General features: G+C 65.9%; 17 protein-coding genes. 4 read left to right on the forward strand and 13 right to left on the reverse strand.

The genetic code is table 11. The annotated features are described in order from the left end of the window. Positions 1–8: 8 nt before the first annotated feature. The 8 genes from RH831_RS03700 to RH831_RS03735 all read right to left on the reverse strand — a co-directional run bounded on the left by RH831_RS03700 (position 9) and on the right by RH831_RS03735 (position 7755). A complete protein-coding gene (locus RH831_RS03700) occupies positions 9–656 on the reverse strand; it encodes a dienelactone hydrolase family protein (RefSeq protein ID WP_310552922.1) in 648 nt (215 codons plus the stop codon). Next, on the reverse strand, positions 649–1584 hold the full coding sequence (locus RH831_RS03705) for a ring-cleaving dioxygenase (protein ID WP_396275418.1): 936 nt from the start codon (positions 1582–1584) through the stop codon (positions 649–651). Before RH831_RS03705 ends, RH831_RS03700 begins: the two co-directional genes overlap by 8 nt. A gap of 57 nt (positions 1585–1641) precedes the next feature. After that, positions 1642–2400 (reverse strand): DUF4382 domain-containing protein, encoded by a 759-nt coding sequence (locus tag RH831_RS03710; RefSeq protein WP_310552923.1) that lies wholly within the window; start codon positions 2398–2400, stop codon positions 1642–1644. Between the two features lie 123 nt (positions 2401–2523). Further along, entirely contained in the window at positions 2524–3354 is an 831-nt protein-coding gene (gene pstB / locus RH831_RS03715; protein ID WP_310552924.1) for a phosphate ABC transporter ATP-binding protein PstB, read from the reverse strand. Between the two features lie 26 nt (positions 3355–3380). Beyond that, positions 3381–4973, reverse strand: a complete 1593-nt coding sequence (pstA, locus tag RH831_RS03720) for a phosphate ABC transporter permease PstA (protein WP_310552925.1) — start codon at positions 4971–4973, stop codon at positions 3381–3383. Position 4974: 1 nt separating this feature from the next. Next, positions 4975–5949 (reverse strand): phosphate ABC transporter permease subunit PstC, encoded by a 975-nt coding sequence (gene pstC, locus RH831_RS03725; RefSeq protein WP_310552926.1) that lies wholly within the window; start codon positions 5947–5949, stop codon positions 4975–4977. 44 nt (positions 5950–5993) lie between these two features. Then, positions 5994–6983: a PstS family phosphate ABC transporter substrate-binding protein gene (locus RH831_RS03730; protein WP_310552927.1), complete on the reverse strand. Its 990-nt coding sequence runs from the start codon at positions 6981–6983 to the stop codon at positions 5994–5996. Between the two features lie 85 nt (positions 6984–7068). Next, the gene (locus tag RH831_RS03735) at positions 7069–7755 is read right to left on the reverse strand and encodes a TOBE domain-containing protein (RefSeq protein WP_310552928.1); all 687 of its coding nucleotides are present in this window, start codon (positions 7753–7755) and stop codon (positions 7069–7071) included. A 64-nt stretch (positions 7756–7819) separates the two neighbouring features. Between RH831_RS03735 and RH831_RS03740 the strand changes: the two genes are divergently transcribed. From RH831_RS03740 to RH831_RS03755, 4 genes are all read left to right on the forward strand, one after another. Further along, a complete protein-coding gene (locus tag RH831_RS03740) occupies positions 7820–8767 on the forward strand; it encodes a substrate-binding domain-containing protein (RefSeq protein ID WP_310552929.1) in 948 nt (315 codons plus the stop codon). 12 nt (positions 8768–8779) lie between these two features. Then, on the forward strand, positions 8780–9487 hold the full coding sequence (locus RH831_RS03745) for an ABC transporter permease (protein WP_310552930.1): 708 nt from the start codon (positions 8780–8782) through the stop codon (positions 9485–9487). Next, on the forward strand, positions 9484–10251 hold the full coding sequence (locus RH831_RS03750) for a phosphate ABC transporter ATP-binding protein (RefSeq protein ID WP_310552931.1): 768 nt from the start codon (positions 9484–9486) through the stop codon (positions 10249–10251). The genes RH831_RS03745 and RH831_RS03750 overlap by 4 nt, the downstream gene beginning before the upstream one ends. 68 nt (positions 10252–10319) lie before the next feature. Continuing rightward, on the forward strand, positions 10320–11087 hold the full coding sequence (locus RH831_RS03755; RefSeq protein WP_310552932.1) for a hypothetical protein: 768 nt from the start codon (positions 10320–10322) through the stop codon (positions 11085–11087). On the opposite strand, the gene rdgB is transcribed toward RH831_RS03755, so the two are convergent. Genes rdgB through RH831_RS03780 form a run of 5 tightly spaced genes read right to left on the reverse strand, consistent with a single transcriptional unit; the run spans position 11080 to position 13982 of the window. Next, complete coding sequence (gene rdgB / locus RH831_RS03760) at positions 11080–11628, reverse strand: RdgB/HAM1 family non-canonical purine NTP pyrophosphatase (protein ID WP_310552933.1); 549 nt, start codon at positions 11626–11628, stop codon at positions 11080–11082. The two genes, RH831_RS03755 and rdgB, sit on opposite strands and share 8 nt — an antisense overlap. Positions 11629–11666: 38 nt before the next feature. Next, the gene (locus tag RH831_RS03765; protein ID WP_310552934.1) at positions 11667–11924 is read right to left on the reverse strand and encodes a DUF5808 domain-containing protein; all 258 of its coding nucleotides are present in this window, start codon (positions 11922–11924) and stop codon (positions 11667–11669) included. 41 nt (positions 11925–11965) lie between these two features. Continuing rightward, entirely contained in the window at positions 11966–13549 is a 1584-nt protein-coding gene (locus RH831_RS03770; RefSeq protein ID WP_396275419.1) for a bifunctional N(6)-L-threonylcarbamoyladenine synthase/serine/threonine protein kinase, read from the reverse strand. Beyond that, positions 13540–13671 (reverse strand): 30S ribosomal protein S27ae, encoded by a 132-nt coding sequence (locus RH831_RS03775; protein WP_310552936.1) that lies wholly within the window; start codon positions 13669–13671, stop codon positions 13540–13542. Before RH831_RS03775 ends, RH831_RS03770 begins: the two co-directional genes overlap by 10 nt. Further along, on the reverse strand, positions 13671–13982 hold the full coding sequence (locus RH831_RS03780; RefSeq protein WP_310552937.1) for a 30S ribosomal protein S24e: 312 nt from the start codon (positions 13980–13982) through the stop codon (positions 13671–13673). The genes RH831_RS03775 and RH831_RS03780 overlap by 1 nt, the downstream gene beginning before the upstream one ends. Between the last annotated feature and the right edge of the window lie 28 nt (positions 13983–14010).

The following is a 14010-nucleotide window of genomic DNA, read 5'->3' on the forward strand; positions in this document are numbered from 1 at the left end:
CGCCCCGGTCAGTCGAGATCCGCGAGCATGGCCGCTACCGCGTCGAGTTCGTCGTCGTTGACCGTGTGGGCCATCCCGTCGTAGATCCGGGTGTCGACGGCTGCGCCGAGGGATTCGAATACGGTTGCTGTCTCGTGCACTCGCTGTTCGGGGATGTGTGGGTCGACGTCGCTACAGCCGAGAAAGACCGGCGTCCCGTCGAGGGCTCCCTGGTAGTCCGCCGGATCGACGGTCTCGCCCAGTAGGCCGCCGCTCAACACGGCCAGCCCGCCGTAGCGGTCCGGGTTCCGGGCGACGTACTCGCTCACGAGACACGCGCCCTGGGAGAACCCCGCGAGTGCGATTCGCTCGGTCGGAATCGAGGCCTCCCGGGCCGTTTCCACGGCGTCGTCGATCGCTTGAAGCCCGGACCGGCGACCTGGCTCGTTCTGCTCGACCGGGGCCAGAAACGACTGGGGATACCACTCGTTGTCGGCCGCCTGGGGTGCCAACAGTACAAATTCGGGTGGCGAGACCTGGCGACCGAACTGGATGATACTCCGGGCACTCGCCCCGCGACCGTGGACCAAGACGAGGGCCGCGTGGGCGTCCTTGACAGGCGTTCCGGCCTGGACGAGCGGTTGGCCCTGATGTGGGCCAGGGGTGGTGTCACGCATCGACGGTGCCATCGAGGGGTGGCAGTTCGGCTTCGATCTCCGCCCGGCGGTCTTCGAGCCAGTCGGGCAGCACGAGTTTCGTGCCCAGGTCCTCGAGGGATTCGTCGACGGTGTACCCCGGCTCCGCCGTGGCGAACTCGAAGAGGATCCCGGCGGGTGTCCGGGCGTAGACCGACTCGAACCACTTCCGGTCTATCACCTCGGTCGGGCGCAATCCACGATCCTGGAGCAGTGCTCGCCACTCGGCCTGTGTCGACTCCCCCACGCGGAAGGCAACGTGATGGACCGTGCCAGCACCCTGTCGGCCACGTGGGGCCTCCGGGTCGACTTGCACGTCGAGGACGGCTCCCAGTTCGCCACTCGACTCGTAGCGGGTTCTGGCCGCCGTCCGGTCGGTCTCCCGATAGCCCATCGCCTCCAAGAGTCCGGTAAACCCCTCGTCGGACGCGACCGTGAGTGTCACGCCGAAAAAGCCCCGGATCGCGTGTGCTTCGGGAACCGGCCCCGCCGGGGGGCTTCCCGCGGGCGCGTCGGTCCCGACGAGTTCGAGTGCCAGCCCGTCCGGGTCCCTGAGTGGGATGACGGTGTCGCCGAACCGTTCGATCGGCTCCTCACGATCGATTCCCGCTTCGTCCAGCCGGTCGAGCCAGAACTCGACGGCCGCGCCCGGAATCGTGAACTGGACGGTCGTGGCCTGGCCGCTCCCGGATTCGCCCGGCGTGGCTCCCGGATAGGGGAAGACGGTCATACTCGTCCCGGGATTGCCCTCGCGGTCGCCGTAGAAGAGATGATAGACCGAGGGATCGTCCTGGTTGACACTTCGTTTCACCAGCCGGAGGCCCAAGGTCTCCGTGTAGAACTGGCGGTTCTGCCCCGGATCGGCCCCGATGGCCGTCACGTGGTGGATGCCGGGTGTTGACGGGCTCATGTCCGTGATAGGCTCGCTCACCGAATAACCCTGTGGGCCGGGAACGGTGTCTCCGCGTTAGTTCCCCGACTCGCTCTGGGTGACCTCCCGGTACTCCACGTCACGGCCGGCGACCCCGCTTTTGGCGATCACGGGCAGGAGGTTGTAGCCGTTCGGCCCCTTCTTGACGACGTTGATGTCGAAGACGAACTCGACTGGCTCCTCGGCGGTGACCTCGAAGGATTTCTGGACCTGGAGTTTCTCGCTGGGTACTTTGACCGGTACCTCCTCGCCGTCGACGATCCCCTCGACTGTGGCCACCTCGAGTTCGACTTTGTTGTAGGTGCCAGCTTCGAGTTCGCCGTCGAAGACGGATATCGCGTCCTCGCCGACGACCTGGGTCAGGTCGACGGTCGTTCCCTCCAGGTCGAGCCGGAAGAAACCCCGCTCGTCCTCGTCGGTTTCGGTGCCCGTCGTGGTTGTCTCCGATTCGACCGTGGTCTCGGTGGTCTCTTCCTCCTGAGTGGTTGTTTCCTCGTCGGTCGTCGTTTCGGTCGTCTCCGGTGCGGACGTGGTTTCGGTGGTCGTCCCCGACTCGCTTTCGCCCTCGAACACGCGGGCGCTGTCGAGGGTCACGTCCAGCCGATCGAAGTCCGCGATGTCCGCGGGCTGGTCGCTCACAAGGAGCCGGAAGGTTCCGGTCTCGCTTCCGTTGGTGTCGCCGGTACACCCGGCCAGGAGGCTGACGCCGACTCCGGCGCCGACCGCGAGTAGCTTTCGTCGCGGGAGGGTCGGGCCGTCGATGTCACCGTCGTTCGATGAGTTCTGTGGGTTCATTACACTCGAGGAATGGTGACCAAGACCTTAGTACGCCCACGTTCCTTAGCCCGATTTCAGCCGATTTACCGCGTTTTGGCCGGATTTGTAGCCGGTTCGACGCGGTAAGCCGAGAAAAACGCACTATCCGAACTTCCCGGAGATGTAATCCTCGACCCGCTCGTTGCGCGGGTTCTGGAAGATCCGATCGGTGTCCCCGTACTCGACGAGATGCCCGCCGGTCAGGAAGACCGCCGTCTTGTCCGAGATCCGGGCGGCCTGTTGCATGTTGTGCGTGACAATCACGACGGTGTAGTCCTCGGCGAGTTCGTCGATGAGGTCCTCGATTTTGGACGTCGCGACCGGGTCCAGTGCGCTTGCTGGCTCGTCCATCAGGATGACTTCGGGATCGACGGCGATGGCCCGCGCGATGCAGAGCCGCTGTTGCTGCCCGCCCGAGAGGTCGGTTCCGCGCTCGTCGAGTCGATCCGAGACCTCGTCCCAGAGGGCGGCCTGCCGCAGGGCTCGTTCGACCCGCTCGTCCAGGTTTTCGGTGTCGTTCTGGATGCGCGGGCCGTAGGCGACGTTGTCATAGATGCTCTTCGGGAAGGGGTTCGGGGCCTGAAAGACCATCCCGACCTGGCGGCGCAGGGCCACCGCATCGACGTCGTCGTCGTAGACGTTCTTCCCCTTGAACCGGAGTTCGCCGGTGACGCGGGCGATGTCGATGAGGTCGTTCATCCGGTTGATCGAGCGGAGGAACGTCGATTTCCCACAGCCTGAGGGGCCGATGATCGCGGTGACCTCCTGCTCGGGAATCGACATGGACACGTCGTTGAGCGCCCGCTCCTCGCCGTAGTAGACGTCAAGCCCTTCGGCTTCGATGATCGTCTCCTCCGGGGGGATCCGCTCGATGTCCCGGTCGCTCTCGGGCTGGGCATCGTCCAGGCCGGTCGCTGACCACTCGCTACTCATATAGCTTCACCACGTCGGGTTCACGGTTATGTCTGCTGTTCATACCTGTTGCGAAGGTAAATCGCGAGGACGTTCATCGAGAGCATTACGACGAGCAGGGTGACGACGCCGGCCGGCGCGATGAGTTCCCTGAAGGCCGACTTCTGGTGGAACGACCAGTAGAAGACCTGCAGGGGCATCGCCGAGACCTGGCTCGCAAAGCCCGTGGGCGGCCGGAAGACCGTCGTCGCGGCCCCGATCATCAGGAGCGGGGCCGTCTCACCGATCGCCCGGCTCAGGGCCAGGATCGTCCCGGTGAGTACCCCCGGAACCGCCCGGGGGAGCACCACGTTCCGGATCGTCTGCCACCGGGTCGCGCCCATGCCGTAGGAGGCCTCTCGCACCTCCTCCGGGACCGATCGGATGGCCTCCTGGGCGGAGATGATCACGATCGGGAGGATCAACAGGGAGAGTGTGAGCCCGGCCACCAGGACGATCCCCATTCCCATCCCGATGAGGTTGACGAAGAGGCCCAGGCCCAGCAGGCCGTAGACGACGGAGGGCACGCCAGCCAGATTCGAGATGTTGACCCGGATGATCCGGGTTATCGTCCCGCCGAGCCCGGTCTGTGGGGCGTACTCCTCGAGATAGATGGCCGCGCCCACGCCCACCACGAAGGAGACCAGGGCCACGATGGTGATGATGAACACCGACCCGACCATCGCGGGGAACAGCCCCGCGTCCTCGGGGATGGTCGAGGGCGCACTCGTGAGGAACTGCCAGTCGAGGACCGGGTCCGGGCCAGTTGCGCCGATGAGGTCACCCAGGGTAATACCGAGCCCAATCGCGAGCACGGCGACTACCGGGGCCAGCAGTCCGGGCCAGGCGCTGCGATCCGCCGCAAGCACGTGGCCGTAGTACCAGCCGACGGGCAAGACGGCGGCCACGTAGAGGATCACCGACGTGTCGGGGGTCACCCCGACCGTCGCCGGACCGACGAAACTCGCCAGCACGCCGCCGAGTGCGGTCAGGCCGACGATCGTGGCCTGCCGCCGTCTGTCTCCGGTCGCCTCCCGCCAGGCGATTATCGCCCCGGCCGGGACGACCAGTACCCACACGAGGCTGACCCAGGGATTCGGCTTGACCGGAAGCGCGGCGTCGACGAACACGCCGAGGACGAGTCCGATCACGCCGACGGCGGTCGCAAAGAGCGGCGCCCGAGTGTCCTCGCGGCTGGCGAAGTGGCCGTAGACCGCCACGGCGGGGAGCACGGCGACGGTGTAGTAGGTGAGCCAGTGGACCGGTTCGAAGACCAGAAAGAGGATGAAAAGCGCGCCGGCGAGGACGAGCCCACCCGGCGGGATGATCGTCGATCTGACTGCGATCCATCCGAGTTCGGGACGGGTACGACGGATGTACGCCCCATACGCCAGGAGGGGTACCCCGAACCCGACGGCGGCACCGAGATACCAGCCCACGCTGGCCGCCGGGAGCCCGAAGGCGTCGACGACGACCATGAAGAGCAGCCAGGCGAGGACGAGGATCCCGAGCCACGAGGCCCCCTTCGCGAGCGCGGCGAAAACGCGCCCACGCAGTCGGCTCACCCCGGCGAAGGCCGAGTCGGTGGATTGCTCGTCCATTTCAGTATTCCTCCCGGTAGCGCTCCGAGATGATGTTGCTCACGACGTTCATGAGAAGTGTGATGACAAACAGCGTCAGTCCGATCGCGAAGAGGCTGTTGTAGGCCAGTGTGCCGCCAGCGAGGTCGCTGTTGGCGATCTGGACCATCGCGGCGGTCATCGTCTGCCCGGAGCTGAGGAAGACCTCCCCGGGGTGGACGAATGGGATTCCAAGGCCCAGTACGTCCGCGTACCGCACCGTCGGAAGCGCGGGTTGCATTCCCATCGCCACCGTGACGATCATGGTCTCCCCGATCGCCCGCGAGATCGCGAGGATGTACGAGGAGACGATCCCCGAGGTCGCCGCGGGGACGATGATGTCCGTGGTGACTTCGTACTTCGTCGCCCCCATGCCGTAGCCGGCCCGCCGCAACGAGTCCGGAACGGCAGACATCGCGTCCTCGGAGATCGAGGAGACCATCGGGATCGTCATGATGCCGACCAAAAGCGAGGCTGAAAGGACGTTGAACGTCGAGACGCCCGGGAAGACGAATTCGATGACCGGGGTCACATAGACCAGGGCGAAAAAGCCATAGATCACCGTCGGAACGCCGGCGAGAATTTCGAGCAGCGGTTTGAGGATCGCCCGCGTCCGGGACGGCGCATACTCGCTCAGGTAGACCGCGGTGAGCGTGCCCACCGGAATCGCGATCAGGGCGGCGATCGCCGTGACGACGAGGGTGCCAAAGACCAGTGGCAACACCCCGAAGGAGACCGGTCGGAGACTCGGGCTCCAGTCCATTCCGGTCAGGAAGGCGATCACCGAGTACTCCGCGAAGAAGCCCACGGCGTCGATTAAAAGCGTCAGGATGATCGCGATGGTGGTAAGCACCGTCGCCGCCGCGAACGTGAAGAAGACGGCTTTGTAGAACCCTTCCCGGAGGGACTGGAAGCCCCGACTGCCGGCGAGGTCCGGGTCCTCGGAGTACTCTGTCATTGATCGGTGTTAGATGCGGGTGGGAAAAATCCTAGTGATTCCGATCAGCCGGCGTTCTCGATCGCCGTCTCGAGTGCCGCGAGCTGTTCATCGACCGCCGTCTCCGTGTTCGGCACGTAGCCGACCCGGTCGGCGACGAGTTCCTGTTTGCCGCTCTGCTCGACGTAGAAGCGGGCGAACTCGGCGACGTGCTCCTCGGCGAGGGCTCCTTTCGCGGCGTAGGTGAAAAGCGGTCGGGAAAGTGGGGTATACTCCCCGTTCTTGGCAGTTTCGACGGACGGATCGACACAGCCGTCGCCGCCATCGACGGCCAGCGCCTTCACGCTGTCCGGGTTGTTGTAGTAATACGAGAAGCCGAAGTACCCCACTGCGAACTCGCTGCCCTGGACGCCCTGGACGATGAGGTTGTCCTGTTCGGTCGGCTGGTAGTCTCCCGAGTGGTTGTACTCCTCGCCGAGAATCTCCTCGCGGAAGTAATCGAAGGTTCCGGAGGTGTCGGCGGGCCCGTATCGCTCGATGGTCTCGTCCGGCCAGTCCGAGTTGATCTCCTGCCAGGTGTCCGGTCCGTCGGCACTCCAGACCTGACGGAGTTCCTCGACGGTTATACAATCGATCCACTCCGCCTCGTTGTTCACGACGACGGTCAGCGCGTCGGTCGCGACCCTGAGTTCGAGGGGCTCGATCCCGTTGTCCGCACACATGTCCTCCTCGGCGTCGGTGATCTGTCGGCTGGCGTTGTTGAACTGTGAACGGCCCCGGCTGAAGTGGTTCTCGAAGCCCCCGCCGGTCCCGGTGGACTTCACGGAGATGTCGACTTGGGGGTGATCTTTCATGAACTGCTCGGCGACCGCCTCGGCCAGCGGGAAGACCGTCGAGGAGCCGGAGATCTCGATGTCTCCGGACAGCTCATCGGTGGTGGTTCCACCGTCGTTGTCGGTACTCGTACAGCCCGCGAGAACGGTTGCCCCGGCTGCGCCGGCACCGGCGATCATCCGGCGGCGAGTCAGTGTCGAACGCCCGTCGTCTCGTGCCATCAACCGAAGGAAGTCCACCCGTAAATAAAGAGTCTGCTATGTGGTCTATATAGATAGGTATACCCACGGGACGCCGTCCCAGGGTTCAAGACTGGGCGTTCGTACACCGTGCAGCCGTGGCCTTAACGGTCGCGACGACCGGCCTGCCGGGTTCGAGTCCGAGTCGCTGCCGGCTCTTCTCGGTGACCAGCGCCGCGAGGGGCGTCGCCGCGCCCACGTCCACGTTCACCTGGTGGACTCGCTCGCCGGTGGTGATCGACTCGACGGTCCCCTCGAAGCGGTTGCGCGCGCTGGTGCCACCGGCTGCTGGCGCGTCACTCGGTGCGTGTAAGGTTACGGCGTCGGCCCGAATGCCCACGGCGACCTCCTCGACGCCGGGGGGAACCAGGGCGCTCAGCGGCCCTGCCTCGGTCTCGACGACCGCGATCTCGCCGCTTCGCGATTCGACTCGGCCCTCGATGACAGTCTCCGTGACCTCGGCGACGGCCGTGAAGGCAGTTTCCAATCGCTCGAATCTGGCGAGCAGGGTCGCGCCGGCCTCCGTCACCTGGCTGCCGCCGCCACCGGCCCCACCCCGGGTCCGCTCGACGAGCGTGCCAAAGGCCGATTCGAGTTCGCCCAGCCGCTTTTGCGCCCGGGAGTACGAGCGCCCAAGGGTCGAGGCCGCCCGGTTCAGCGACCCTGTCTCCCTGATGGCCTTCAGGAGCGCGGCGTCACGCGCCGTGAAGGTCACCTCCCCCTCGCGCAACTGGGCCTCGAAACTCGGGTCCATGGACGACCTTTGGCCCGGGCGAGGAAAACTATTATGTCGGAGTGGGCATAACGGGGATATGTCTATGCCGACACAACGACGGCGGGAGTTCCTCGCCGCCCTCGGGGCCGGCGCAGTGGCCGGCCTCGCTGGCTGTTCGTCCGTGGGCGGGACTGCCGGCGGGACGAAGCCCACTGCGGAGGGGACAGAGCCGGGGGTCGTCGGGGACAAGCTCACGCTCACGACGACCACGAGCACCTACGACACCGGCCTTCTCGACGAACTCAACGCCCCGTTCGAGGACATGTACGGCGTCACCGTCGACGCGGTCGCCCAGGGCACGGGTGCGGCCCTGGAGACTGCACGCGCCGGCGACTCGGACGTGGTGATGGTCCATGCCCGCTCGCTCGAAGACGAGTTCATGGATGCCGGCTACGGGGTCAATCGCCGGGACCTGATGTTCAACGACTTCGTGATCGTCGGGCCCGGCGACGATCCGGCTGGGATCGAGGGGGCGGACTCGGCGACGGCGGGGTTCGCGGCGATCGCCGACGCCGAGGCCACGTTTCTCTCACGGGGGGACAACTCGGGGACCCACACCAAGGAACTCGCGATCTGGGATGCGGCCGGGGTCGAACCCGCGGGCGAGTGGTACCTCGAAACCGGCCAGGGGATGGGTGAGGTCCTCATGATGGCCACCGAGCAGGGCGGCTACACGCTCGCCGACCGGGGGACGTTCCTCTCGATGACGGAGGACATCGACCTCTCGATTCTGGTACAGGGGCCGATCGAGGGCGGGCCCGAACGCCTCGCGAACCCCTATGGCGTGCTGGCCGTCAATCCGGCGGTCCACGACAACGTCAACTACGATCTGGCGATGGCCTACATCGGGTATCTCACCAGCCCGGCCGCCCAGGAGACGATCGCGAACTACGAGCGAAACGGCAAACAGCTGTTCTACCCCGAGGCGCTCTCCGAGGAACCGAACTACGAGCAGTACGTTCCCGAAGGTTGGAGTAGTTCAAGCGAATAACCTGGACAATCGATGGTGGCTCCCGAGTTCGTCTCGCTGGCGTTCGATTTCCCCTTCGAGACGGTCTATATCACGAGCATCATTCGGGTCTCGCTCTACGTGAGTGTGCTCGCGGTGTTGATCAGCACGCTCGTGAGTCTCCCCGTGGCCTTCGCCATGGGCTTCTCGGAGTTCCGCGGGAAGCAGTTTGCCACCTCGATCATCAACACCGGGATGGGATTCCCGAGCGTGGTCGTCGGCCTGCTCGTGCTGCTCATGCTCTCGAATCAGGGGCCACTCGGCGAGTTGGATCTCGTATTCACCAAGGAGGCCATGATCATGTCCCAGTTTATCCTCGCGGCCCCGCCGATCATGGCGATCAGTCTCGCCTCGATCACGAGCGTGGAGAACCGGGTCCGGGACGCCGGCCTCGTCCTCGGTGGGACCCGTCTCGACGTGGCGCTTCTCACGTTGAAAGAGGCCCGGAACGGGATCGCGACGGCCATTCTGGCGGGTTTCGGCCGGGCCATCAGCGAAGTCGGGTCCGTGCTCATCGTCGGCGGGAACATCGCCGGGGCCGATGGCGTCTCCCGGACCCGGACCCTGACGACGGCCATTCGGCTGGAGGCCAGACAGGGCCGCTACGATACGGCGATCGTGCTGGGCGTCATTCTGGTCGTGCTGGTGTTGCTCGTGAACGCGATCGTCATTCGACTGGGCGGCCAGGAGGGACTACGATGACACTCGCTGCCCGCGATCTCGCGTTCGCCCACGACACCGAACCGGTGCTCTCGGGACTCTCGCTGTCGGTCGATCCCGGCGAGGTCGTCTCCATCATCGGGCCCTCTGGAGTCGGGAAGACCACGTTGCTTCGTCTACTCGCGCTCCGGGAGCGCCCGGACGCGGGGGCCGTGTTCGTCGACGGCGAGTCCGCCTGGACGGTCGAGGAATCGGCTCGGCTGGGGTTGCGCCGACAGATCGGGATGGTCTTCCAGGAGGCCACGCTCTTTGACACCTCCGTCGCCCGGAACGTGGAGTACGGGCTCCGAGTCCGCCGATCCTGGGCCGATCGACTGGCCGGCGAACTCCGCGCGCTGGTGCAGTCAAACGGCACGCCGGCGGTGGTCACCGACGCACTGGACGTCGTCGACCTCGACGACCGGCTTCACGAACCGGCCCAGTCTCTCTCGGGTGGTGAGGCCCAGCGGGTCTCCTTCGCCCGGGCGATCGCCTACGATCCGTCGGTGCTACTGCTCGACGAGCCGACCTCGGATCTGGACCCTCGCAACACGGCGCTGATCGAGGAGGCGGTTGCGGAGGCCAGCGACCGGGGTATCGGCGTGGTGATCGCCACCCACGACATGCACCAGGCAAAGCGGGTCGCCGACCGGGTCGGGGTCTTGCTCGACGGGACGATCACCGAGATCGGGCCGACCGAGTCGGTCTTCGAGTCCCCTGCGGACCCCCGGACCGAACGGTTCATCTCGGGCGAGTTGGTCTACTGAGCGAAATTCGCCCGAATTCGGGACAACGGTCAGGCGGGTCTAAGTTCGTCGCCCGCGTTGGACCGGGTATGCAACGTCGATCCTTCATCGCGACCCTCGGTGCCGGAGCCATCGCGTCCCTCGCCGGCTGTCAGACCGCCGTCGGCTCGGTCGCACTGCCCTCGGTCCCCGACGATGCCCTGGATTCGGGTGGCTGGGAGCAACTGGAGCAGACCAAAGACGAGACGGTCATCGAGGAGGCGTACGGTCCGGTGACCGTCGAGGCAGTCGCCTCGTCGGTGACCTACACCGACGCCGCGCTTCGTGAGCAGGTCCGGGCGGACACGCTCTCGACTGTCGAGACGGACCTCGCGCTCTTCTCGGCCACCCGGATCGACATGGCGCCGTCGGTTGACGAACTCGGCCCGGTCAGGTCGGAGGTCAAAAAGCAGATTCGGGCGGCCGCGATCGAGGAACTCCGGGCGCAGATGGACGCCGCCGGGATCACGAACGTCGAGGAGACTGGCACTGGGACGATCGAAGTCGCCAGTGGCACGACCGCCGAGATGACCGAACTCACGGGTTCCTACCCCGTCGAAGACATGAAATTCCCGGTCAGCGAGGACACCGCGATCACCATCGAGGGCGGCGACCTGGCCGTAGACGCGGTGCTCGCGGTCTGGTCGGCGAACGGGAACTACCTCGTGGCCGGCGGGGCCTACCCGGCCGAGAACTTCACTCGCGAGACGGACACGTCCCTGACAGATGCGATCTCGGTCAGCGTCGATATCGATCTGGGGCTCACGCCCGATGCGTACCGCGAGGAACTACGCGCCCTGATCGCTGGCGTCAGCTGATCGGCTGAGCCTCCAGCCAGTCCGCGAGCTTCGAGAGCGCTCGCGCGCGGTGGGAAATATCGTTTTTCTCGTCCATCGAGAGCTCCGCGAAGGTCCGACCCTCGTACTCGAAGATCGGGTCGTAGCCGAAGCCACCCTCGCCACGGGGGGCGACGAGCCGCCCCTCGACAGTCCCCTCGAAGACCTCGACGCGGTCGCCATCCGCGTAGGCGATCGCGCTGGTGAACGCCGCGTGCCGGTCCGCCAGTTCGGACGCCAGCGACCAGACCCGCTCGATCCCGAGCGTGTCGTCCACGTAGGCGGCATAGGGTCCAGGAAAGCCGTCCAGCCCGCGGATCGAGAAGCCCGTGTCGTCGACGATCACGGGCCCCTCGCCATCGGCCTTCTCGTAGGCCTCCTCGGCGCCACGGGCCGCGACCTGCGCGACCTCGGCAGCCTGGACCTCGACGTAGTCGTAATCGACCTGTTCGACCGCCATCGGGGCCAGGTGGGCCTGTGCCTCGGCGGCCTTCTCGGCGTTGGTCGTCACGAAACGCAGCATACCCGCCAGTCGGCTGGCGGCGAAAAAGTGTTCCCGGTTTACTCCTCGATGACGACGTCAACCGCTTCCTCGGTTTCTTCCTCGCCCTTTCGCTCCTGGAAGACGAGCGCGGCGGCCACGCCCAGCACCAGCCAGGACCGCCAGTTCGCGAGGTTCAGCGTGTAGCCGATGCCAAACGGCGTCTCCGCGATCATACCCTTTCCCGGCTGCCAGTAGGCCGAAAGCAGGCGCTTCAGGCTCGGGCGTTCGAAGTTGTACGGGATACCGAAGATCTTCCCGGAGGCTTCCTGGGTCATAAGTTAGCTGACGGCCGCGTCGGGCAAAACTGTTGTGGCGACTACTGGTAGCGCCCGCGGGCCTCGATCTCGCGGAGCCGATCGATCACGGCTGAATCGCCCACCTCGGCGTAGCCCCGTTCGGCGGCCGTCCCGAGTTCCGCCGGGTCGTCCGCGGTTCCAGCCAGGGACTGTTCGAAGACGTGGAGGTCCATCGCGTAGTCTTCCACGTCGTCGGTGTAATACCCCAGGCCGAAGTCGATGAGTACCGTCTCCGGCTCTCCCTCCCGAACTCTGACGTTGCGCACCGTGGGATCGCCGTGAACGAAGCCGCCCGCATGAATTTTCGCCAGGTGGCTTCCGACCGACCTCGCGCGATCCGGACTGAGTGCGTCCCGGAGGTCACGCTCGCCCACGCGTTCGAAGACGATGGTCGTCTCCGCGAGGTCAACGTCCCGGACGATCGGGGTGGGGACCCCGAGGGTTCGGGCCTCGTGGGTCAGTCGAACCTCCTGGACGGTCCGGTCCCGGCGGAGTCGCTCGTCCAGGGTCGGGTGCCGGTAGGACTTCGGTCGGCGGCGCTTTCGCACCGTCTCGCCCTCGATTTCCACCACGGCTTCCGCGCCTTCGAGGGAGCCGGTTCGATCGCCCCGCTCGGGAATCGTCTCCGAGCGCCAGGTCACCGGGACCTGGTCCGGGCGGAAATCGGCGTCGATGCCCGAGTCCGCGATCGAAATGGTGTCTCCCGCTTCGTACATCGTTGCGCCCAGAACCGCGATCATGCCGGCGTTGTCCCGCAACAGCGCCGGTTCGGGGGCATAGAAGCTGGCGCCACGCTGGTCGGCCATCTCCTGGAGCATCTCCCGCAGGCGCTTGTTCTGCCCGACCCCGCCACCGAGCACCAGTTCGTTTCGACCGGTGAGTGAGAGCGCGCGCTCGGCGACTTCGGTGAGCATCGCGAAGATGGTCTCCTGGAGGGCGTAGCTCACGTCCTCGACCGGGACGCCCTCGTCGTAGGCGTCCTTGGCCGCGCTCATGATGCCCGAAAAGGAGAAGTCCATCCCCTTGACCACGTAGGGCAAGTCGACGTAGGACCCCTCCATGGCGGCCTCTTCGACCTTGGGGCCGCCGGGATGAGACCAGCCGACGTGGCGGGTGAACTTGTCGATAGCGTTGCCCACCCCGGTGTCCATGGTCTCCCCGAGCACGCGATACCGACCGTTTCGAAAGCCCAGGACGTGGGCGTTCGCGCCGCTCGCGTTCAGACAGATCGGCGAGTCGAATCCCGAGCGATGGCGCCCGATCTCCAGGTGGGCGACCATGTGGTTCACGCCAACGAGGGGCACGTCAAGCGTGCCTGCGAGGCTGCGGGCGGCCGTGCCGACGATGCGCAGGCAGGGCCCCAGTCCCGGCCCGCGCGAGAAGGCGACCGCGTCGATGGGCCCCTCGGCCTGATCGAGTGCCGTCTCGATTACTTCGGGGATCGCCGAGCGCATGTGCTCGGCCGCCTCTCGCGGGTGAATGCCGCCGCTCGCTGGCTGGTAGGCGTCGGATTCGACGAAAAGCTGGTCGGTCGTGTCGTCGTAGACGGCCGCGCTCGCGGCCCAGGCGGTTCCTTCGATGCCGAGTATCCGCGTCACTTCCACTCGGTGTAGCCACAGCGACCGCAGTGCTTGCGGTCGTCGTGGTCGGCGAGGAACGCGTCCTCACAGCGAGGGCAGCGCTCCTTCGTGAGTTCGCCGTCCTCGTAGAAATCGCCGCGGGCCATCACTCGCTCACCTCGGCTTCCTCGCCGTCCTCGACGCCGATCTTGTTGCGTTCGAGCATGTGCTCGGCCTCGATCTCGGCGGCGTCCTCGGGGCTGTCATAGACCTTCGCGTAGCCGACGGTCTTTCGCATCCCGTATTTCGTGTCGAGTTTGTGGACCACGACCTGATCGGAGTCCTGGTCGAGTGTCGCCGCGAGGCTGTCGCGCACGGAGAGGCGGGAGGGCGATGCGTCGTCGTGAGTGACCTCGAAGGTCACGTCGGTCCGGTGGAGGAGGGAGTTTTTCTCCTCGTCGAGTATCTCGATGTCCATGGTCAGTTACCACCATCTCAGCCCGAAA

It is taken from the genome of Halodesulfurarchaeum sp. HSR-GB, from assembly GCF_031432215.1.
GTDB lineage: Archaea > Halobacteriota > Halobacteria > Halobacteriales > Halobacteriaceae > Halodesulfurarchaeum.